Here is a 20,413-nt window from a genome sequence, read left to right as displayed (position 1 = left end):
TTTCCCCACGGCGCGTCACCCCCCGGGGAACGGGAGGGTATTTACCCACCTTCGCAACCGGAGGGTACATACCGGACGCTTCCGTCAGGTATGTACCCTCCGGTCGGTGCGGCGCGGTGGGTGGATACCCTCCGGACGTCGCGGTAGGTAAATACCCTCCCGTTGTCACCAGGTCGGTCAGGTGGCCCGGAACACGCTGCGCCGGCGGGCCGGGCCGCCGTCGTCGGTCGCCACCATCCCCTCGGCGACGAGCTTGACGAGGTGGGCCAGCACCGAGCGGGCCGCCGCCTTGTGCAGCTTCTCGTCGACGTCGGCGTAGAGGGCGCTGACGATGTCGCCGATTTCGCCGGCCCCGCCTCGCACCGCGTCGAGCACCTGCCGCTCCCGATCCTCGCGATGGGCGAGCAAGAACTCGACGTACTCGCGAGGCCGCTCGACGGCGGGGCCGTGGGTCGGCCAGAGCACGCGGTCGTGCCGCCCCGCAACCTTGCGCAGCGATTCGAAGTAGGCCGCCATGTCGCCGTCGGGTGGCGACACCACCGTAGTGCTCCAGCCCATCACGTGATCACCGGTGAACAAGACGCCCTGCTCCTCGAACGCGAAGCAGTCGTGGTTCGACGTGTGCCCGGGGGTGTGGACGGCACGCAACGTCCACCGGTCGACGCCTGTTCCTCCTGTCGCCGCCAGGTCGCCGTCGGCCGCGACGATGTCGGGCGTGAAGGCGAGGTCGATGGTCTCCTCCACCTTGACGCCGTCCATCACCTCCTCGTCCGCCTCGTCGGCAGCATCGTCATCGGCGGGATCGATGGGCGGGTGCGGGCCGAAGGCGATCGTCGGTGCGCCGGTCTCGGCGCGCAGCCACGCGGCGAGCGGTGAGTGGTCGCTGTGGCAGTGGGTGACGCAGATCGCCGTCACCCGCTCGCCGGCGATGGCTGCCGCCAGCGCGTCCCGGTGGGCGTCGATCGCCGGGCCGGGGTCGATCACGGCGATCTCACCGCGCCCGACGATGTAGGTGCCGGTGCCGCGGTAGGTGAACTTCGACGGGTTCTCCGCGATCACGCGGCGGATGCCGGGAGCGACCTCCTGCACCTCGCCGTAGCGGACGTCGGGGAGCGTGCCGAACTGCATCCCGTCAGGGTAGGCAGGGCGCGTGGGGATCACAGGAGCGAGCGAGTCTCGCCAACGGGCCGACCGTGCCCCATGATCGCCGGTGGCGCCACGGCCCCGGTGTCGACGTCGAGTCGGTGCAGCACGTCGAGGAGCACGGGCAGCCCGGCGCGCGCCGCCCCGTCGGCCACCTTGATGGCCACGGCCCGCCCATCGCCCAAGGCAGCGACGAGCACACCCTCGGCGCCGCCCTTCATCATCAGACCGGGAACGGCCCGCATCATCGTCGTGTCGTCGCCGCCTTCGCCCGACACGAGGTCGGGGCGGGCGAGCATCGCCTCGTACACGGCGCCGGCGGTCGCCGCCACCGCGGCGAAGGCTCTGGCGACGCCCTCGAGCGTGACCGCGGCGGTCGGGGCGCCACACCCGTCGATGCCCGTGTGCAGCACGCCGCCGGTGCGGGCGGCGATGTGGCCGTCGATGGCCACCTGCAGCGGATGCTGCGGCTCGAGGTAGCTGTCGACATCCCAGCCGTTGACGACGCACGTGGCGAGCATCGCCGCGTGCTTGCCACTGCAGTTCTGCAAGAGCGACGATCGCGCGCCGCCGGCCCGTACGACCTCGTCCGCCGCCGCCCGGTCGAGGGGCCAGTCGGGCGTGTTCTGCAGACGATCGGCGGTGAGCCCGACCGAGGCGAGCAGCGAGCGCACCGTCTCGATGTGCACCGGCTGCCCGCGATGGCTGGCACACGCGACGGCCAGCTGTTCCGGCGTCACGTCGAGACCGGCGTCGAGCATCGCCTCGGCCTGCAGCGGCTTCAGCGACGACCGTGGATAGACCTGCGTCGACGGATCACCGGCTGACAGCACCACCGAACCGTCGGCGCCGAGGGCGACGACCAGACCGTGATGCACGGACTCGATCGCACCACTGCGCGTGGTGGCAGCGATCGGAACGACGGCGGCGGCGTCCATCGGCACAGCCTCGCTCATTCCGGCTTGACGCGCACACGGCCCCGGCGCCACCCCTTGGGCCAGCCCTTCGGCACCTGGCCCTCTCCCTGGTCCTCTTCACCCGGCTTGCGTCGGGACCAGCGCAACGGCTTCCGCGGCGGAACGTAGGTGAGCACGCTGTCGACCACGTCGTGACGTCGCCCGAACTCGGACACGAGGGCCGTTGCCATCGCCGCGGCCGGCAAGGCGAGCACGGCTCCGACGACACCGAGCACGGCAGCTCCGCCGAGCGCCGCGCCGAACGCCAGCGCCGGATGCAGCTCCATCGTGCGCGCCGTGATGCGCGGGGACAGCAGGTAGTTCTCGATCTGCTGATACACGACGATGGCGATGAGGACGATGAGCGCCTTGACCGGTGAGTCGAGGAAGGCCAGCAGTACCGGCAGAACACCCGCGATGTAAGTGCCCACGACGGGCAGGAATTGGCTGACGATCCCGACCCACAGCGCCAGGGCGATCGGCGCCGCCGTGCCGACGGACTGGAACACGATCCAGTGGAAGAGCGCCGACAAGAGGGCGAGCAGACCGCGGGAGTAGAGGTAGCCGCCGGTCTTCGACGCGGCGAGCTCCCACGTGCTCAGCACCTGCTCTTGGCGTTCGGGCGTCAGCCGGCTGCAGATGGCCCGGCGGAGGCGAGGACCGTCGGCCACGAGGTAGAAGGTGAACAGCATCACGGTGAACATCTGCAGGAACCAGCCGAGCGCGGTGACCGACAGCGACACCGCCTGACCCTGCTGCTCCTCGATGAACTCCTGCACGGGCCCGTTGGGATCGTTGAAGCTGTCGATCACCTCGGAGGCATTGATGTTGAAGCCGAACGTGTCGTTGAGGAAGCGGACCGTGTCGGTGATGTACGACTCGGTGTTGGAGAGCAGATCGGCGATCTGCGAGCCGATCAGGGCGGCGATGGCGAAGATGAAGACCAGCACGACGAGGACGACGCCGAACACGATCGTCGCCGTCGCTGTCCCTCGCCGCCAGCCCCGCTTCGACAACCGCGTGACCCCGGGCTCGATGGCGAGCGACAGGAACAGCGACAGCATGACGAGGACGAGGATGCTCGCGAGCCGCGACCAGAGATGGCGGAAGGCGATCGCGGCAAGCCATCCCGACCAGAAGATGATCGTTCCGGGAACGACCCACCGGGGAAGTCGCGGCCCCTGTCGATGGACGTCCTCAGGCATGCGGGCCGAGAGTACCCGCGCCGTCAGGAGGCCAGTCGCTCGACGCCGGCCAGCGACGCCAGATCGGCGGCGAGCGACCCCCGATCGGTGACCCCGACGGTGCCGAGACCGAGCCAGCCGGCCATGTCGTGGAGCTCGAGGGCGAGCGCCGCGGCGATCCCCGGACGGTCGAGGGTGTTGTCGAGGTCGGGCTCCACGTGCGCCGCCTGCACTCGCAGCACGCCGGCCTGGCGATCGGCCTTGAGGTCGACCCGACCGACGAGCTGTCCGTCGAGCAGGAACGGGAGCACGTAGTAGCCGTAGATCCGCTTGGGGGCCGGGGTGTAGATCTCGATTCGGTAGTTGAAGTCGAAGATCCGCTCGGTGCGGTCCCGGTTGCGCACCAGCGTGTCGAACGGTGACAGCAGCGCCCGGCCGGTGATCGCCCTCGGAGTGCGCGCCTCGGGATGAAGGAAGGCCGGCTTGGCCCAGCCGTCGACCTCGATGGGGACGAGCCGGCCATCCGCGACCAGTTCGTCGACCATCGTCTTCACCACGGCGACCCGTTGATAGTGGTAGTCGGCGAGATCGGCAACGGTGGCGACACCCAGCGATCGGGCCGCCAGCACGACCAGCTCCTTGCGGGCGAGGGCCACGTCGACCGGCGGCACGGCAAGCACGTCGGTCGGGATGAGACGCTCGCTCAGGTCGTACATCCGGGCGAAGTCGTTGCTACGCCGGGTCGCGCCGACGTGGCCGGCGTCGAACAATGCCTCGAGGGCGATCTTGCCGTCGTCCCAGTCCCACCAGGTGCCGCCCTTGTTGCGAACCCGGCCGTGGAGGTCGCCCACCGCCAGCGGGCCGCGTTCACGCACCTGCTCGAGCACGCTGTCGACCAGATGGCGCTTGCGCGCCGTGAAGCTCTCGAACCATCCCTCGCCGTTGCGCGCTCGCTCCATCCGCCAGCGGTACAAGGGGTAGTGACGAGTGGGCAACAGCGATGCCGCGTGCGCCCAGTACTCGAACAGCTCGCCGGCGGCGACCGCGTCGGGGATGAGGCTGCGGGGGTGCGGCCCGAGCCGCGCGAACAGCGGCAGCTCCTGGCTGCGGACGAGCACGTTGACCGAGTCGATCTGGATCTGGCCGACGTCGTCGAACACTCGGCGGAGGTGCTGCCGGGTGACTCGACCGTTGGGCCGGGGACGGCCGAAACCCTGGGCCGCCAGCGCCGTGCGGCGGGCGGCGTCGGCGGACATGCGGCGGACAGGCGTCGTCGGCGTCACAAGAGGCAAGCGTACACAAGTTCGCCCCACCGCGAATCCGTTCGACACCGCTCGCATGCAAAGCCGGCGGTCGTCGAGACGGCGGTCGGGCTCACCCGCTCGATGGGTCCCGCCCGCTTGCCTTGAAGGCAGCGATCGAGCTGCCAGCGCCCCGAGCGCTCTAGACCCGTCGCGCGACGATCAACGCGCGATCGAGGCAGGGCAGTGGGGATGCAAGGCCCCGAGAGGGCCGAGAGTAGAGATGACGCCACAGAAATTCTTCGGTGCCCCCGGCGCCCGGGCTTTGCCGGGCGCCGGGGGCCGCAATCAAACTCGCCGCAGGCGAGCGAGCGAAGCGATGCGAGCCGAGGACGAAATCGCGGGCAGTGGGGATGAAGGTCCCCGAGAGGGCCGAGAGTCGAACTGACGCCACAGCAACTCTTCAGCGCCCCCGGCGCCCGGGCTTTGCCGGGCGCCGGGGGCTGCAAAACAAAAACTCGCCGCAGGCGAGCGAGCGAAGCGATGCGAGCCGAGGACGAAATCAGACGGTTGGGTACAGGTTCAGCGTGCTGCGCATGCCGCCGTCGGCGGCGATCGTCTCGCCGGTGATCGAGCGGGCGGCATCGGAGGCGAGGAACGCGACCACGTCGGCGATCTCGTCGGGCTCGGTGAGGCGGCGGGTCGGGATCACGCCGAGCACCGTCTCGGTGGCGCCGGGGGTGGCGAGGAAGTCGCGCCACATCTCGGTGTGCACGACGCCTGGCGCCACGGCGTTGGCGCGGATGCCGATCGGGCCGTACTCCATGGCCAGCGCCCGCGTCATCCCGTCGAGCGCCGCCTTGCTGGCCGCGTAGACCGTGCGACGTGGCGTGCCGCGCAGGCCACTCACCGATGTGATGGAGATGATCGAGCCCGACTGGGCATCCACCATGTACGGGAGCGTCGACATCGTGGCGAGCAGCGCCGAGCGGACGTTGGCGTCGAGGACGAGGTCGATCTCGTCGTGGGTGTAGTCGAGCGCCGGTTTGCGCAGGCCGATGGCCGCGTTGTTGACGAGCACGTCGATGCGCCCGCCGAAGGCCTCGGCTGCCTCGGCGACCGCGGCGGGTGGCCCCTCACGGGTGGCGAGGTCGGCCACGATCACCACCGGGTCGTTGTGCAGGGTCGACGCCGTCGCCTCGAGTTGCTCACGGGTGCGGGCGACGAGGGCGACGCGGGCGCCGTCGGCGTCGAGCTTGACGGTGATCGCCGCGCCGATGCCGCGTCCGGCGCCGGTGACGATCGCCGTCCGGCCGGCGAGGGGACCGGAGCGCGATGAGCCGTCGGCTCGCTCTGTGGCCTCGGGGCTCATCGCGTGGCTCCGGTCCGATCAGCTCGGCTCAGTCGGACTCGGTGACGGTGACCGAGTTGATGACGACGTCGTCGTGCGGGCGGTCCTGCGAGTTGGTCGCGACGTTCTGCATCGTCTCGAGGACGTCGAGGCCCTTCACCACCTTGCCGAACAGGCTGTACTGCGGGGGCAGGCCGACGCCGCTCGGGCCGGACACGATGAAGAACTGGCTGCCGTTGGTGTTCGGGCCGGCGTTGGCCATGGCCACCGAACCGATCTCGTAGCGGCCCGGCTTGGGCAGCTCGTCGGCGAACTTGTAGCCGGGGCCGCCGCGGCCGGTGCCCGTGGGGTCGCCGCCCTGACACATGAAGCCGCGGATGATGCGGTGGAAGATCACGCCGTCGTAGTAGTGGTTGAGGGCGAGGAACACGAAGTTGTTCACGGTCTGCGGCGCGGCGGCGGCGTCGAGGGCGACGACCATGTCGCCGAGCGACGTGGAGATCGTGGCCGTGTACCGCTTGGCCGGATCGATGCCGAGCTCGGGGGCCGACTTGAACTGCTGCGTCTTGGGGGCGGAGCCGTCGAACGACGGGAAGGGCGTTGCCATTCGCCCGACCCTATCGGCCACCAAAACCCGATTCTCGGGCGCGGGCGGGGTCAGCCACCGTTGGCGGCGGGGACGTAGGGACGGCAGGGCTGACCCCGGTTGGACGGGCAGGTCGGCTCTGCAGCCCCCGCCGCGGCGCCGGGAACGACCGGCAGGACGATCGTCGATGCCCGGTCGCCGCCGAGCGAGATCGTGTTGATCACCTCACCGCCCGTGTCGGGCGTGCCGTAGGTCCAACTCGGGCGCTCGCCACCGGGAGCCGTGATGGTCAGGCGGATCCGTGATCCGGCTCGGAAGGCGTGGCCGAACGCGTTGATCGGCACGCCCACCTCGGTGAACTCCCCCGAGGGCAGGTCGGCGGCATCCTCGGCGACGTACGTCGGAGCCACGAACAGTTCGGTCGTCCGCGCCGGATCGACGGCCCGGTGGCTGGCGCGCAGCTGGCCCGTCTGCACGAGCATCTCCTGCCCGTCGGCGCGCACCTCCGAGACGGTCACCTGGATGTCGCTGTCGGCCGCCGTCGACCGGACGAACAGGTTCACCCGGCCCGGCCCGACCAGCACCAGGTCGTCCGTCAGCGGTTCGCTGACGAAGCCGATGCCGGCGTCGCCGGCGACCGGTTCCCACGTGTAGGGCGGGATCGCGTCCCAAGGATTTCCGCCGCCGTCCATCGAGGTCGCCGGCCGCGCCGCAGGATCGGGGCGGTACGTCGCCTCGGCCTCGGCTCCTGCCTCGGCGCCGAGCGTCCCACCGTCACCGAGGAACAGCGTGGTCGCCTCGACGTTGGACGGCGGCCAGGCGTCGAACCCGAGCTCCCAGTTGGGATCGAGTGCGCCTGGGCCGACGGGATCGCCGGCGTTGTCGCCGCCGTTGTCGAACAGCACCCGGACGCGAGGATCCTCGGCGAACTCGGCGCGCGCCTCGTCGGTGGACGCCGCATCCTGGAAGCGCGGGGTCTCGATCGGGGCGGCGGGAGCCGCCGCGATGAGCGGATACATGGCGCCCGCCAGCTCGAGCACCGAGGCGTTGAACGACGGCAGTTCGTCGGCGACGTACAGGTCGAGGAACTCGACCCAGCGGCCGGCGACGCCCGGCCCGAGGGAGTCGATGTGGGTTCCGTTGACGATCGTGGCCCAGACGTCGGGGTTGCCCTCGAGCGCCGACAGCAGGTCGACCCACTGCCCCCCGGTCTGCTCGTCCTGGAAGGCCCCGGCCACGAACACCGGCACGTCGATGTCGGCCGCCGCCACTCGCGGCGAGCGCTCGTCGAACGGTGCGGGGATGCGGTCGGTCCGACCCTGCATGACGTCGTCCATCGTCTGGGCCCAGCCGTGCAGCGCCTGGTTGGCGGCGCAGCTCGTGTCGCCGAGCTCGATCATCTTCTGGGCCCACGGCTGGCCCCCGAGGTGCGCCGGCTTGGCGTCCTCGACGCGCTCGGCGAGCCACGAGGCAGCGAAGCCGGTGTTGAAGATCCCCCCGGGGAACCCGACGGAGTAGAGGTCGTCGGTGGGACTGAGCGGCGTGATCGCCGCCAGGCTCGGCGGGCGGGTCCCGGCAACGGTGAACTGCGAGATCCCCGAGAACGAGATGCCGACCATGCCGACGCGGCCGCCCTTCACCCACGGCTCGGCGGCGATCGTCTCGATCGCGTCGTAACCGTCGAGGGCGGCGATCGTGTCGAACAGCCCGAAGGCGCCGCCGGAGCAGCCGGTGCCCCGCATCTGCACGCTCACGGACGCGAAACCGAGCAACGGCATGATGCCCGAGCCGATGATCGTGCTGCTCGCCGGTAGCGGCAGGTCGGGGTCGATCGCGTCGGGGGTGAGGAACGAACCGAGGAGGTCGCCGGGTGCCGCGGTCTCGTAGCCGGAGTACTCGATCACCGTCGGGAAGGGTCCGTCGTCGAGCGTGGTGCCGGGCGGCAGGCGGAGGGTGGCCGCCAGCTGCACGCCGTCGCGGGTGGTGATGTAGTTCAGTCCCGGTTCGAGCTCCTGATCGGCGTAGAAGGCGGCGCCGGGATGATCGTCGGGACCGACGACCTCGAACGGCTCGGTCTCGGCGCCGTCGGGCGCGCGGAAGGTGTACTTGCCCAGGTCGACATCACGGACGAGCACGCTGCCGAGGTCGGTCGCTGTGGCTGTGGCGACCACCGCCCCGGTGTCGTCGACCAACTCGAGCTCGGTAGCCGGTTCGGCGTGCAAGGCGTAGGCCTGGCCGACCGAGCCGGACCCGGCAAGCGCGCCTCCCGATGGCGATTCGGTCACCGCCGGCACGGCGGATGCCGGCGGTGACGACGGTGGCGCGGCGGTCGCCGTGGCGAGCGCACCACTCGTGCTGGCTGTCGTGCTGGCTGTCGTGCTGGTTGCCGTGGTCGTCGAGACGACGGCAGCGGCGATGAGCATCCGTGTCGTCCGGCAACACCGGCCCCCGGCGCGAGCACGCATGCGCCGAACGCTACGGCCGGTAACACCTGAAGTCAAGAAGCCCATCGCCAGATCGGTCACCGCCCAGGCGGAGATGCTCGATGCCTGGCGTCACCCTCTCTCGCCGAACGCGAGCTGTGAGCGCACAACGCGGAGACCCGCGTCGTGACCTCGCACTTCTCGCGGACGGAAGCGCGCAGACGACTCAGTTCCGGGCGTTGTAGTCGGCGATGAGGGCGTTGGCCTGGTCGGTGGCGTCGGCGAGCGCTGCTTCGACGTCGCCACCGGCGAAGATCGTCGCCATCATCCGGGCCGTGACCTCACGGATCTCTTGCAGCGGGCCGAGCACCGGGCCGACCGAGCTGAAGTCGTCGCTGCCGGCGGTCAGCTGATCGAAGGCGACCCGGAATCGGGGATCGTCGGCGTACGTCTGCGCCAACGGGTCGAGCTCGGCGGCGTCCTCGCGGATCGGCACGTATCCCGTCGCCGCGGCCCACGTGGACTGCGACTCAGCCGTGGTCAGGTACTTGATGAAGTCCCACGACGCCGCCGCCTCGGCATCGCCGTGGTCGCGGGTGATGTACAACGACGCCCCGCCGACGAGCGCACCCGGCGTGTCGGACGGACCGGGCAGCGGACCGACCCCGAAGTCGTCGACCGACAGGTGGGGGACCTGGCCGCTGGCGAGCACGCTGATCACGATGCCGAGCCCGCCCGACGTGGTGATGCCCATCGCCGCCGGCTCGGAGGCGTCGGCCAGCTTGAACAGCACGTCGGTGGCCCCGGCGTTGTCGCCGACGTCGACGGCGACCCCGTCGACGACCATCGCCTGGACGAACTCGAGCATCTCGACGACCTCCGGCGTGTTGAACACGACCTGGGTGGCGCGACCGGCGCGCCCGTTCTGGTTGTCGGCATACGGCATGCCGAGGCGGGCCAGCCATTGCTCGAGGAACCAGCCACCGCCGGAGTTGACCCCGTGGTCGAACGCAATGCCGACCGGGGCGGCACCCGACTCGACGATGGCGTCGGCGTAGGCCCGGAACTCCTCCAGCGACACCGGCGGATCGTCGGGATCGAGTCCCGCCTCCTCGAGCATCGCCCGGTTGTAGTAGAGCACCGGCGTCGAGGCGTTGAACGGCATCGACCACTGGATCCCACCGGTCTGGTAGGCGAGCAGGGCCCGGTCGAGGAAGGGTTCGATGTCGAAGCCCTCGGCCTGGATGCAGGCGCCGGCGGGGATGACGGCGTTGGCGTCGGCCATCTGCTGGGTCATGAACTCCGGCATCTGCACCACCTCGGGCCGATCGCTCTCGCTCGACAGGAAGTACTTGCTCGTCAGCTCGTTGTAGCCGTTCTGGTTGGCGAGCGTGACGTGCACACGATCCTGACTGGCGTTGTACTCGTCGGTGAGGGCGACGAGTGCCTCCTCGGTCGCCGCGGTCATCGCGTGCCAGAACGTGATCTCGACGGGACCGTCGGCCGGGTCGAGCTCGTCGAGCGCGGTGACGGGGCACGGCGCGATGTCCGGCGGCGCTGCAGCGCGGGACGACCCGGCGAAGCCCCGAGCCCCACCGGCCGTGGGGAGCGGGATCGTCGCCCCGACGAGCGGGATCGTCGTCGGCATGAGCGAGACCGTGGAGGCGACCAGCGGCACGGTCCCGCCGAGGGGGATCGTCCCTCCGATCGGGAGCGTGGTGTCGGGACCCGCACCGGGACCGGTCGTGGTGGGGCGGGTGCCGTCGTTGCCGGCGTTGATGATCGACTCACCCGAGGCACACCCGGTGGCGACGGCGAACGTGACCGCGGCGAGGGCGAGACGCCGTGCCGTCGAGATTCGAGAGTTCATCCTTTGACTGCTCCTGCTGTGAGACCGCGAATGAGTTGACGCTGGAAGACCATGAGGACGATGACAATGGGGATCGCGGCGATCACCGTGCCGGCCATGACGACGTTAGGCGCATCGAGACCCTGCAGCTTCAGTGTCCGCAGGCCGGCCTGCACCGTGTTCATGTCGGCGTCCGTCGTCACCAGCGTGGGCCAGAGGTACGAGTTCCACGTGCCGAGGAACGAGAACAACGCGAGGGCCCCGAGCGTCGGCCGCACAAGCGGGACGGCCACGTGGCGGATGAACCCGAGGTGCCCGACGCCGTCGATGCGGGCCGCGTCGCGCAGATCGGTGGGCAGGGCGAGCAGGGCCTGGCGGACGAGGAACGTGCCGAACGCCGTGGCCGTGAACGGGATGATCAGCGCCTGGAAGGAGTTGATCCAGCCGAGCGAGTCGATCGTGCGGCGGTTGACCACCAGCGTCGCCTCCATCGGCACGAGCAGCGTGGCGAGCATCACGACGAACAGCGTGCGGCGGAACGGGAAGTCGAGCATGGCGAAGGCGTAGGCCGACATCAACGAGGTGACGACCTGGGCCAGCGTGACGACCACGGCGACGATGCCCGACGTGAGGAGATAGCGGCCGAGGCGCCCCTCGTTCCACGCGTCGATGAACGTCTGGAACGTCACCGACGTCGGCACGAGGCGGTCGACGAGCACCTTGTGGCGAGGCTTGAACGCCCCGACCACCGTGGTGTACACGGGGAACAGCACGACGAACGAGATGACGGCGAGCAGGGCGTAGCGCCCCACCTTGCCGAGGCCCGACGTGCGGTCGTAGAGGGTGACCGACGCCGCGGGAGTGGGTCGGCGCTCACGACGTTTGCCGGCCGGATCGGCGGCGAGCGTCTCAGCCATAGTGCACCCGCTTGCCGAGGCCGCCGAGTTGCAGCGCAGACAGGACCAGCAGGAGCAGGAACAGCAGCACGGCCACTGCGGCCTTGAGCCCGTCGTTCGTGCCGATGAGCGAGCTCGAGCCGTAGGTGAGGTACGTCAGCGTCGTGGTCGACTGGTACGGCCGGGGTCCGCCCTGCGTGAGCAGGTCGATCTCGCCGTAGGCCTGGAACGCCCGCGTGGTCAGCACGATCACGACGAAGATCAGCGTCGGGCCGAGCATCGGGATCGTGATGCTGAAGAAGCGCCGCGTGCCGCCGGCGCCGTCGACGACGGCCGCCTCGTGCAACTCCCGGGGGATGCCCTGCAACCCGGCGGTGACGAGGATGAACGTGAACCCGAGCCCGGCCCAGATGCTCGACGCGGCGACGGCCCCGAGTGCAGTGCCCGAGTCCCTGAGCAACCCCGGGGACTTGATGACGGGGAACAGGTCCTGCATGAACCCGAGATTGGAGAGCACGCCCACGCTCGGCTCGAGCAGGAAGAACCACATGAGACTGGCGACGGCGACCGAGGTGGCGACCGTCGACGAGAAGATCGCTCGGAAGATGCCGATGCCACGGACGTACTTGTCGGCCAGCGCCGCCAGGGCCACTCCGAGGATGAGCCCGGACGGCACGGTGATGAGGGCGAACTTGAACGTGACGAACAGGGCGTCGCGGAACTCGTTGCTGCGGGCGACGTCGACGTACTGGTCCCAGCCGTTGGACCGGCAGTTGTCGCCCTGCGAGTCGCAACGCTGCTGGCCGAGGATGATCGTGCGGATCAGCGGATAGACGACGAACAGTCCGAGGATCGTGAACGACGGGGCGAGCAGGAGGAAGGCCGCGGGAGCGTCACGCATCCGGGCGCGGAGCGACCGCTTGGGCTGCGACCGCGACGGCAGGAGCCGTGACCGCACCGATCGGGCCGGTGCCACCGCATCGCTCACGTCATCTCCCGGGGGCTGCGCCCCCGCTCGCTGCGCTCGCGCCCCATCGCCGCTCCGGCTCGCTGGCGCTCGCTCGGACGGCACGCGCTCGCTTCGCTCACGCCAGCACAGTAACGAGTCGTGGTGCCGGAAGGCGGCGGGCGGGTGACGATCCCGGCCAGTAGATTGCCGGGGCATGGACCCGTCGCCGTCGCAGCCGACCGGTGAGTCCGGGCCGGTGGGATCGTTCACCGGGGCACCGGACGAGCACTCCCCCGTCACCGAGCCGACACCAGCGCCCGACGCCGAGATCGGCGAGGTCGCCGGGTCGGTCGAGGCCGCGGGCCCCGGCACCGTCGACGCCGCCCCCGTCGACGACCCGGCCGACACCGTCGATCTCGACGCCATCGCCGCCGACCTGGCCGACGTCGAGCGCGCCATGGAACGACTCGAAGCGGCCACCTACTGGACCGACGAGGTCACCGGCGCCCCGCTCGACGACGCCTACCTGGCGGAACATCCCACGGCCCGCCGATCCGGACCGGCCGCTCCTCCCCCGGCGCCATGAGGCGATCGCGGCTCGCTGCCCTGGCGGCCGGCGGCCTCGGCGCGGGCGCCCTCGCCGCCGCGGCCCGCCGCAAGCTCGGCCAACTGACGTCGTGGCGCTCGCGCCGCATGTGGAAGCTGACCGCCCGCAACGCCGGGCGGTACGCCGGGATGCGAGCCCGCAGGATCGTCACCCCGGCCGAGCGCCGAGCCGAGCTCGACGAGCAGTTCGCCATCCGCACGGCCGAGGACGTGGCCCAGGAGCTCGGTGAGATGAAGGGCGTGCTGATGAAGGCGGGGCAGATGCTCAGCTTCATCGGCGAAGGCCTTCCCGAGGAGGCCCAGCAAGCCTTGGCGGCCCTACAGTCCGACGCCGCGCCGATGGCTCCGACGCTCGCCGCAGGAGTGGTCCGCGACGAGTTGGGCGCCGAACCCGAGCAGGTGTTCGCGACGTGGGAGGACCTGCCCATCGCCGCTGCCAGCATCGGCCAGGTGCATCGCGCGACCGATGCCGACGGCCGGCAGCTCGCCGTCAAGGTGCAGTTCCCCGGTGTCGGCGAAGCCATCCAGGAGGACCTGGACGCCGCCGAGGTGATGTACTCCATGTTCTCGGCGTTGGCGCTCAACGGTCTCGATGCGCGCGCGCTGGTCGACGAGTTGCGGGCACGCATGACCGAGGAGCTCGACTATCGCCGCGAGGCCCGCAACATCACCGAGTTCGCCAGCCGCTTCGCCGGCCACCCGTGGGTGCGGATCCCCACGCTGGCGCCCGAGTTCTCGTCGCATCGGGTGCTCACCACCGAGTGGGTCGAGGGCCTGTCATGGGATCAGTTCGTCGCCACCGCAGCGCCGGCGACCAAGCAGCGCGTCGCCGAGGTGATCTGGCGGTTCGCCCAGTACTCCGTGCAGAGGCTCGGCATGTTCAACGGCGACCCGCACCCCGGCAACTACCGCTTCCATCACGACGGCAGCGTGACGTTCCTCGACTTCGGTCTGGTGAAGCGGTGGGATCCCGGCGAATGGCAGCGCCTCGAGCCGACGCTCGATGCGATCGTCGTCGACCGCGACCCGGTGAAGCTGGTCAACGCGATGGAGGAGGTCGGTTTCCTCGTCCCCGACCACGGCCTCGACCCGCAGCGGGTGTTCGATTACGTGTCGGCGCCGTACGTGCCGTACCTGGTCGACGAGTTCACGTTCACCCGCGAGTGGATGCGCGACACGCTGGCGCGGATCATGGATCTCGCCGGGCCGCACCGCGATGTGATCGCCAAGCTCAACATGCCGGTGAGCTACGTCATCTTGGATCGCGTGGTGTGGGGCGTGAGCGCGATCCTCGGCAAGCTCGAGGCGTCGGGCCCGTGGCGGCACATGCTGCTGGAGTACCGCACCGGTGCCGAGCCGGCCACCGAGCTCGGCGCCGCCGAGGTGGCCTGGCGAGCGTGAGCGAGCAAAGCCGCACAGCGAGCGTGAGCGTGAGTACGAGCGCGACCATCGATGATCTCGAGCGGGATGCGCGGCGCTGGATCGCCGTCGAGACGATGTTGTTCGAGGAGTTGGGCCGCCTCGCCCGCTCGTCCGACACACCGGTCGCGGCGCGAACGCCGCTGGCCACGTGGTGCCATCGTCACGCGTGGCACGCCGAGCTCTGGGCCACCCGGGTGCCCGTCGTCCCGCACCACGAGTTCGCCACCGACGACGGCCTCGGGTTCGTCGAGGAGACCCGAACGCTGATCGTCGACGACCCGTCGGTGCTGGTGACCATGGTGCTGCCGTCGCTCGTCGCCGACCACGTGGCGGCGCACCGCCAGCGCATCGACCGCCGCGTCGACGGCCCGACGGCCCGGATCCTCGATCTCGTCGCCGCCGACTACGCCGCCGAGCTGGACGAACTGTCGCCGCTCCTCGCCTGACCTCACGGTTGGTGCAAGGCTCCAACCGTGAGGTCACGCGCTGCTCAGCGCGTCGACGGTCGGGCGGCGGTCATCGGCTTCGACCAGACGGTCGACGCGTCGACCCGCGGCGGCGGCCAGCGACCTTCGCGGCTGTAGGCCCACCATTCGAACGGGTTGCGGTAGTAGGCCCAGGCGTCGACCGCAGCAGCGAACGGCTGCCGCTTCGGGCGCACGAGCCAGCCGACGGCGCCGATCACCGCGCCGGCCACCATCCATCCGCCGTAGAGCAGCGGGAAGAACGGGCCGAAGGCGCGGGCCTGCCACACGTGGACGTGCTCGTGGTCGGCGACGATGCGCGCGATGCGGGGTCCGGCACCCGCCCCGTTGACGACGTTGCCGACGGTGAGCAGGAACCCGCGGCGCATGCGGAAGCCCCGGGCGTAGACGTGGCGGTTGGCCCGCTCACTGAGCGCGGTCCGATAGTTGGTGCTGTCGCGCTGTACGGCGGCCACGAGGTGGGCCACGAGGGCGGACATCGACGTGACGAGCGCCCACGTCGAGTCGAGGACGAACGCGACCACACCCGACGGTGATCGCCACCGATATATCCGGCGAGCACCGCCGATCGCCCCGTTGAGCCCGCCGACGATCGCCGCCGGCACGGTGAGGCCCAGTGTCGACCCGACGAGGCCGCCGAGCGTCATCCCGACGAGTCCCACCACCACCGCCTCGACCACACGCCCCGCCCGACTCATGGCCGACACCCACCCGAGTGTTGGGCGCCCCCCGTCGGGCCATCCCACACTCCGGCGCCCTTCAACACTCGCATGGGTCGAGGCGACCAACGCGCCGGTGGTGGACCCGTAGGGGAGCGACCAACGCGCGGGCGAGGCGGGCAGTGGGGATGGAAGACCCCGAGAGAGCCGAGGGTGGAGATGACGCCACAGCAACTCTTCGGCGCCCCCGGCGCCCTGGCTTTGCCGGGCGCCGGGGGCCGCAAACCAACTCGCCGCAGCGGAGCGAGGGAGCGAAGCGACCGATGCGGAGCGAGGACGAAACCGTCAGCGTTGTTGGAGCTTGGAAAGCAGGCGGAGGAGTTCGAGGTAGAGCCAGACGATGGTGACGAGCAGGCCGAAGGCGGCGAACCACTCGAAGTCCTTGGCCAGGCCCGAACGGGTGCCCTTCTCGATGAAGTCGAAGTCGAGGGCGAGGTTCATCGCAGCGATCACGCAGATGAACACGCTGAGGCCGATGCCGAGGGCCGACGCATCGTTGAGGAACGGCACCTCGGCGCCGAACAGGCGCATGATCAGCGAGACGCCGTAGAACACCATGATGCCGAGCGTGGCCATCACGACGACCCGCCGGAAGCGGTCGGTGACCTTGATGACGCGGGTGCGGTAGAGCACGAGCATCACGCCGAAGACAGCCGCCGTGGCCCCGGCGGCCTGCAGCACGATGCCGCTCTGGAACGTCTCGTAGCCCTTGGAGACGGCGCCGACGGCGAAGCCGAACCCGAGGGCGTAGGCCGGGCCGAGGAACTTGGCCAGTTGCGGCTTGAAGTAGACGCCGAAGCTGCAGGCGATACCGATGATGATGCCGAGCATGGCGATGCCGGGGAACGAGGCGACCACCTGCTCGCGGACCACGCCGTCGGATCCCCGCACGAGGCCGACCTGCTCGTCGGTGGCCAGCCAGCCGGCCGTGCCCGACGCCAGGAGCAGGACGAACAGGAACGCCGTCTTGCTGATGGTGCCGTTGACCGTCATCGCCCCCTGCCACGGCGACACCGGTCCGTCGTCGACGGCCTGCGTGCCCGGCTGGGGCGGAGCCCACGTCTGCCCACCCGGGCTCGGCGGCGTGGGGGCCGCCCACCCGGCTCGTGATGATTCGAGCATCTTGTCGTTGAGGATCGGATTTGCCATCGCAAACTCCCTGCTGGTTCGGTCGAGCGCCGGCCCGAGGACCGGGATCAATCGCTTCGGGGCAGTGTAGCGGCGCGGTGACGGCCGGCCCCGGGAGGGAGTGGGGCATATCCATCACGTCGACGGATGCCATCGGCCGCGCTATCTCTCGTGGCGATTTGCTGGAAAGCGAATGCTGGTGAATTCGAACATCGCTCGCCAACGGGTTGGTGGCATCGGGCGGGTCGGTATCGTGACCCGTGCCCAGTGCATTCACTCCGCGCACGGCATTGCCTATATCCGGTAGGCACGCTGCGCAAGGTCTGCTTGGATTGCGGCAATCGGGAAGCGCCACAGCGTTGTGTTCGCTACCTCGACACAGGACAACCCGACGACGACACCATTCCCCGGCGGGGGTGGTACGACAAGGAGCCATGGTGGCGAAAGATCGCGTTGACCGCGATGACGAGGACCTCGTCCGGTTGTACCTCACCGACATCGGTCAGTACACGCTGTTGACGAAGGACGACGAGGTCCGCCTCGCCAAGGCGATCGAAGCCGGCAAGGAAGCGCTCGAAGAGCTCGACTCCGCGGGCAAGGACCTGGCGGCCCCGCGTCGGCGCGAGTTGCGCCGGACGGCCCGTCAAGGTGAGGACGCCGAGCGTCAATTCGTGCAGTCCAACCTGCGACTCGTGGTCTCGATCGCCAAGAAGTACCAGGCGTCCGGCCTGCCGTTGCTCGACCTCATCCAGGAGGGCAACCTCGGCCTGATGCACGCCGTCGAGAAGTTCGACTGGCGGAAGGGCTTCAAGTTCTCCACCTACGCCACGTGGTGGATCCGCCAGGCCATCACCCGAGGCATCGCCAACACGGGTCGCACGATCCGCCTGCCGGTCCACGCCGGCGACACGCTCGCCCGCCTGCAGAAGGCGCGCTCGCGCCTCGAGCTGAAGTACGGCCGCCCGGCCACGCTCGCCGAGCTGGCCCGCGAGGTCGAGATGCCCGAGGACAAGGTGACCGAGGCCCTGCGCTTCGCCGCCGAGCCGCTCTCGCTGTCGGAGCCGCTTCGTGAGGACGGCGACGCCGAGCTCGGCGACGTCGTCGAGGACCGCTCGGCCGAGTCGCCGTTCGAGGTCGCCGCCACGGCGTTGCTGCCCGAGGAGATCGCCCGCCTGCTTGCGCCGCTCGACGACCGCGAGCGGGAGATCCTCAAGCTCCGCTTCGGGCTCGATCGCGGCGAACCGCGCACGCTGGAGGAGGTTGGCGAACACTTCAACCTCACCCGGGAGCGCATCCGCCAGATCGAGGCGAGGGCGATGAGCAAGCTGCGCCACCCGTCGAGCGACACCGGCGCCCGCGACCTGCTCGCCGTCTGAGTCCGGCCTCCCACCAACCTCCCGGCCACGGAGACGTCGTGCCCCGAGCCCGGCGCGCCGCGGTCCCGTTCGGCGACCGCGTCGGTACCCGCGTGCGGGCCCAACCGGCAGCCGTGCTGTCGGGCACCGATGAGTGTCCCCAGTTCCGCGGCACGGTGCACCGCTGGTCGGTGCCGTTCGCCGTGGCCATGTCGGTCTGGCTCGTCGCCCGCGCCCGTGGCGCCGACGTCAAGGCGGGAATGGCCGTGTACGGCATCTGCATCGTCACGATGCTCACTGTCAGCGGCGTCTACCATCTGCCGCGGCTGTCGAGCGCGCTGCGCACCGCGCTGCGGCGGGCCGATCACTCGACGATCCTGCTGGCGATCGCCGGCTCCTACACGGGTGTCATCGTCGCCGGGATGTCGGGCACGACCCGGCTCGTGCTACTCGTCGGGACCTGGGCGGTCGCCGCTGTATGCATCGGCTTGCGGCTGTTCTGGTTCGACTGCCCGGCGTACGTCCTGGGCCTCGTGTACGTCGGCGCCGGCTGGTCGGTGTTGCTCAACCCTGGCGCCTACCTCCGGGCGTTGGACGGCGCCGAGATCGCCATGCTCGTCTCGGGCGGGATGCTCTACCTCATCGGGGCGCTCACGCTGGGCCTGCGCTGGCCCGATCCCTGGCCGCGGACATTCGGCTATCACGAGGTCTTCCACACGTTCGTGGTGCTCGCCGCCCTCTGCCACTGGGGCGGCCTCTTCCTCCTGGTCACCCGCTGACGACCGGGGCCGGCGCGTCAGCTGTACGTGACCACGAACGAGATGGACGCGCTGATGTCGAAGTACCGGGGTTCGCCGTAGCCGGGTGGGAGCTGCCCGCCGGCCCCGGACGGGGTCACCAACGTCCGCTCGAAGCCGACCGACGTCCAGTGCGCCCTGTTCGGCGGGATCACATCGACGTCGAGGTCGTTCAGCGACGCCGTGTTCCAGGTCTCGCACCGGTCGTCGCTGTTACCCGTCGGTGGGTCGGTCTCGGGATACGACCCCTCGCAGAGCGTCGATCCGGCGACCTGCCACTCCCGGTAGACCCGCAGCGCCAGATCGACGCGACGGTCGAGCCCGACGTGGACGAGCTCCCAGCCGGCGCCGTCGATGTCCCAGTAGTCGCCGTCGATGATGAACACGGTGTCGGTGTGCACGATGTTGGTCGGTCCGCCGATGATGTCGACGTCGCCGACGACGAGGTTCACGGTGCGTTCCGACAGCGTGGTGAACTGCCCGAAGGCGTAGGAGATGTCGCCGAGCTCGTCGGTCGCCGCCACCGTGACGTAGTAGGTCGCGCCGCGGGCCAGGTGATCGAGGGCGGCGCTGAACCGGGTCACGCGCCCGGAGCTGTCGAGGTGCTCGGTGAACTCGTAGCTGCCGTCACCGTCGCCGTCACGGGCGACGATCAGCACCAGGTCGGCCGGCACACGGGTCTCCACCACCAGTTCCACCCCGAAGCCGCGCGGGTACGCCACACCGGACGAGATGCACTGGTACGCGCAACCCGGGCCCGCCGAGAAGTCGACGTCGCCGGCGACGGGCGGCGCTGCGGGAGCGCCGGGCAGTGCGGCGAGATCGAGGCCGGGTGGCACCGCACCGCTCGTGTCGATCTGGCCGATGGGAACGTCGTCAGAGGCCGGTTCGGTCGTGGTCGTCGCCGCGGCCAGCGGCAGCGCAGTCGTCACGGTCGCCACCGGCGCGGTCACCGCGGCGAACGACGGCTGGGTGGTGGTCGTCGTGGACGGTGGAGCGATGGTGGTGGTCGTCGTGGTCGTCGTCGTGGTGGCGGTCTCGGCCACCAGGCCGAGCGGGACGGTCGTCGTGGTCGTCGTCGGCGTCGTGAACCCAAGTGCCGACCCGCCCGCCGCGACCATGGCAGCGGCGAGGGCGACGGCCACGACGGACACGGACGCGGACCTCGGTGCAGACGACATCTCGCGATCGTCGCAAGTGGTCGGACCCGACGGAACCCGGACAGCCCCACCGGTGTCGTCCGGCTGTCCCTACCGTCCCCACCGTCCATACTGTGCGCGGAAACCCGATGCGGGAGCGCCACAAGGGCATGGAACGATGGGG

At 70.1% G+C, this 20,413-nt stretch carries 18 protein-coding genes; 5 read left to right on the top strand and 13 right to left on the bottom strand.

Features of this window, described 5'->3' with window-relative positions; all coding sequences use genetic code 11:
* Positions 1-177: 177 nt before the first annotated feature.
* From DN771_RS18995 to DN771_RS29650, 10 genes are all read right to left on the bottom strand, one after another.
* Positions 178-1,128, bottom strand: coding sequence for an MBL fold metallo-hydrolase (locus DN771_RS18995; protein WP_116999131.1), 951 nt, complete (start codon positions 1,126-1,128; stop codon positions 178-180).
* Between the two features lie 29 nt (positions 1,129-1,157).
* Positions 1,158-2,099 (bottom strand): asparaginase, encoded by a 942-nt coding sequence (locus DN771_RS18990; protein WP_205528662.1) that lies wholly within the window; start codon positions 2,097-2,099, stop codon positions 1,158-1,160.
* A complete protein-coding gene (locus tag DN771_RS18985) occupies positions 2,096-3,304 on the bottom strand; it encodes an AI-2E family transporter (RefSeq protein WP_116999130.1) in 1,209 nt (402 codons plus the stop codon). Before DN771_RS18985 ends, DN771_RS18990 begins: the two co-directional genes overlap by 4 nt.
* 23 nt (positions 3,305-3,327) lie before the next feature.
* Complete coding sequence (locus DN771_RS18980; RefSeq protein WP_116999129.1) at positions 3,328-4,539, bottom strand: winged helix-turn-helix domain-containing protein; 1,212 nt, start codon at positions 4,537-4,539, stop codon at positions 3,328-3,330.
* A 547-nt stretch (positions 4,540-5,086) separates the two neighbouring features.
* Entirely contained in the window at positions 5,087-5,896 is an 810-nt protein-coding gene (locus DN771_RS18975) for an SDR family NAD(P)-dependent oxidoreductase (RefSeq protein ID WP_116999128.1), read from the bottom strand.
* A gap of 28 nt (positions 5,897-5,924) precedes the next feature.
* The gene (locus DN771_RS18970; RefSeq protein ID WP_116999127.1) at positions 5,925-6,482 is read right to left on the bottom strand and encodes a peptidylprolyl isomerase; all 558 of its coding nucleotides are present in this window, start codon (positions 6,480-6,482) and stop codon (positions 5,925-5,927) included.
* 50 nt (positions 6,483-6,532) lie between these two features.
* Positions 6,533-8,926: a CocE/NonD family hydrolase gene (locus DN771_RS18965; protein ID WP_162942137.1), complete on the bottom strand. Its 2,394-nt coding sequence runs from the start codon at positions 8,924-8,926 to the stop codon at positions 6,533-6,535.
* Between the two features lie 184 nt (positions 8,927-9,110).
* On the bottom strand, positions 9,111-10,754 hold the full coding sequence (locus DN771_RS18960; RefSeq protein WP_116999125.1) for an ABC transporter substrate-binding protein: 1,644 nt from the start codon (positions 10,752-10,754) through the stop codon (positions 9,111-9,113).
* On the bottom strand, positions 10,751-11,650 hold the full coding sequence (locus DN771_RS18955; protein WP_116999124.1) for a carbohydrate ABC transporter permease: 900 nt from the start codon (positions 11,648-11,650) through the stop codon (positions 10,751-10,753). The genes DN771_RS18960 and DN771_RS18955 overlap by 4 nt, the downstream gene beginning before the upstream one ends.
* Complete coding sequence (locus DN771_RS29650; protein WP_162942136.1) at positions 11,643-12,617, bottom strand: carbohydrate ABC transporter permease; 975 nt, start codon at positions 12,615-12,617, stop codon at positions 11,643-11,645. Before DN771_RS29650 ends, DN771_RS18955 begins: the two co-directional genes overlap by 8 nt.
* Before the next feature lie 175 nt (positions 12,618-12,792).
* Here DN771_RS29650 and DN771_RS29645 point away from each other — a divergent pair, with 175 nt between their 5' ends.
* The 3 genes from DN771_RS29645 to DN771_RS18940 are packed head-to-tail and all read left to right on the top strand — an operon-like array spanning position 12,793 to position 15,052.
* Complete coding sequence (locus DN771_RS29645) at positions 12,793-13,164, top strand: hypothetical protein (protein ID WP_162942135.1); 372 nt, start codon at positions 12,793-12,795, stop codon at positions 13,162-13,164.
* The gene (locus DN771_RS18945) at positions 13,161-14,585 is read left to right on the top strand and encodes an ABC1 kinase family protein (protein WP_116999123.1); all 1,425 of its coding nucleotides are present in this window, start codon (positions 13,161-13,163) and stop codon (positions 14,583-14,585) included. The genes DN771_RS29645 and DN771_RS18945 overlap by 4 nt, the downstream gene beginning before the upstream one ends.
* Before the next feature lie 29 nt (positions 14,586-14,614).
* A complete protein-coding gene (locus tag DN771_RS18940) occupies positions 14,615-15,052 on the top strand; it encodes a hypothetical protein (protein WP_162942134.1) in 438 nt (145 codons plus the stop codon).
* Positions 15,053-15,096: 44 nt separating this feature from the next.
* On the opposite strand, the gene DN771_RS18935 is transcribed toward DN771_RS18940, so the two are convergent.
* Both DN771_RS18935 and DN771_RS18930 read right to left on the bottom strand, forming a co-directional pair.
* Positions 15,097-15,789 (bottom strand): hypothetical protein, encoded by a 693-nt coding sequence (locus DN771_RS18935; protein WP_162942133.1) that lies wholly within the window; start codon positions 15,787-15,789, stop codon positions 15,097-15,099.
* A gap of 306 nt (positions 15,790-16,095) precedes the next feature.
* A complete protein-coding gene (locus DN771_RS18930) occupies positions 16,096-16,959 on the bottom strand; it encodes a Bax inhibitor-1/YccA family protein (RefSeq protein WP_116999120.1) in 864 nt (287 codons plus the stop codon).
* A gap of 416 nt (positions 16,960-17,375) precedes the next feature.
* Between DN771_RS18930 and DN771_RS18925 the strand changes: the two genes are divergently transcribed.
* Positions 17,376-18,314, top strand: coding sequence for a sigma-70 family RNA polymerase sigma factor (locus DN771_RS18925; protein WP_116999145.1), 939 nt, complete (start codon positions 17,376-17,378; stop codon positions 18,312-18,314).
* 38 nt (positions 18,315-18,352) lie between these two features.
* The gene (trhA, locus tag DN771_RS18920; protein WP_116999119.1) at positions 18,353-19,072 is read left to right on the top strand and encodes a PAQR family membrane homeostasis protein TrhA; all 720 of its coding nucleotides are present in this window, start codon (positions 18,353-18,355) and stop codon (positions 19,070-19,072) included.
* 17 nt (positions 19,073-19,089) lie between these two features.
* Here the strand turns inward: trhA and DN771_RS30110 are convergent, their stop codons facing one another.
* On the bottom strand, positions 19,090-20,244 hold the full coding sequence (locus DN771_RS30110; protein ID WP_193615387.1) for a hypothetical protein: 1,155 nt from the start codon (positions 20,242-20,244) through the stop codon (positions 19,090-19,092).
* Positions 20,245-20,413 lie beyond the last annotated feature (169 nt).

Source organism: Desertimonas flava, from assembly GCF_003426815.1.
GTDB classification, from domain to species: Bacteria; Actinomycetota; Acidimicrobiia; order Acidimicrobiales; family Ilumatobacteraceae; genus Desertimonas; species Desertimonas flava.
Note: the sequence above shows the minus strand (reverse complement) of the source record. Positions and strands in the feature narration are given on the sequence as shown.

What these genes read in the sequence shown, in the direction of transcription:
- DN771_RS18935 (WP_162942133.1), bottom strand. Translation starts at nt 15,789, where the DNA reads ATGAGTCGGGCGGGGCGTGTGGTCGAGGCGGTGGTGGTGGGACTCGTC.
- DN771_RS18995 (WP_116999131.1), bottom strand. Translation starts at nt 1,128, where the DNA reads ATGCAGTTCGGCACGCTCCCCGACGTCCGCTACGGCGAGGTGCAGGAG.
- DN771_RS18965 (WP_162942137.1), bottom strand. Translation starts at nt 8,926, where the DNA reads ATGCGTGCTCGCGCCGGGGGCCGGTGTTGCCGGACGACACGGATGCTC.
- DN771_RS18930 (WP_116999120.1), bottom strand. Translation starts at nt 16,959, where the DNA reads ATGGCAAATCCGATCCTCAACGACAAGATGCTCGAATCATCACGAGCC.
- DN771_RS18945 (WP_116999123.1), top strand. Translation starts at nt 13,161, where the DNA reads ATGAGGCGATCGCGGCTCGCTGCCCTGGCGGCCGGCGGCCTCGGCGCG.
- DN771_RS18955 (WP_116999124.1), bottom strand. Translation starts at nt 11,650, where the DNA reads ATGGCTGAGACGCTCGCCGCCGATCCGGCCGGCAAACGTCGTGAGCGC.
- DN771_RS18975 (WP_116999128.1), bottom strand. Translation starts at nt 5,896, where the DNA reads ATGAGCCCCGAGGCCACAGAGCGAGCCGACGGCTCATCGCGCTCCGGT.
- DN771_RS29645 (WP_162942135.1), top strand. Translation starts at nt 12,793, where the DNA reads ATGGACCCGTCGCCGTCGCAGCCGACCGGTGAGTCCGGGCCGGTGGGA.
- DN771_RS18980 (WP_116999129.1), bottom strand. Translation starts at nt 4,539, where the DNA reads ATGTCCGCCGACGCCGCCCGCCGCACGGCGCTGGCGGCCCAGGGTTTC.
- DN771_RS18990 (WP_205528662.1), bottom strand. Translation starts at nt 2,099, where the DNA reads ATGAGCGAGGCTGTGCCGATGGACGCCGCCGCCGTCGTTCCGATCGCT.
- DN771_RS18960 (WP_116999125.1), bottom strand. Translation starts at nt 10,754, where the DNA reads ATGAACTCTCGAATCTCGACGGCACGGCGTCTCGCCCTCGCCGCGGTC.
- DN771_RS18985 (WP_116999130.1), bottom strand. Translation starts at nt 3,304, where the DNA reads ATGCCTGAGGACGTCCATCGACAGGGGCCGCGACTTCCCCGGTGGGTC.
- DN771_RS18970 (WP_116999127.1), bottom strand. Translation starts at nt 6,482, where the DNA reads ATGGCAACGCCCTTCCCGTCGTTCGACGGCTCCGCCCCCAAGACGCAG.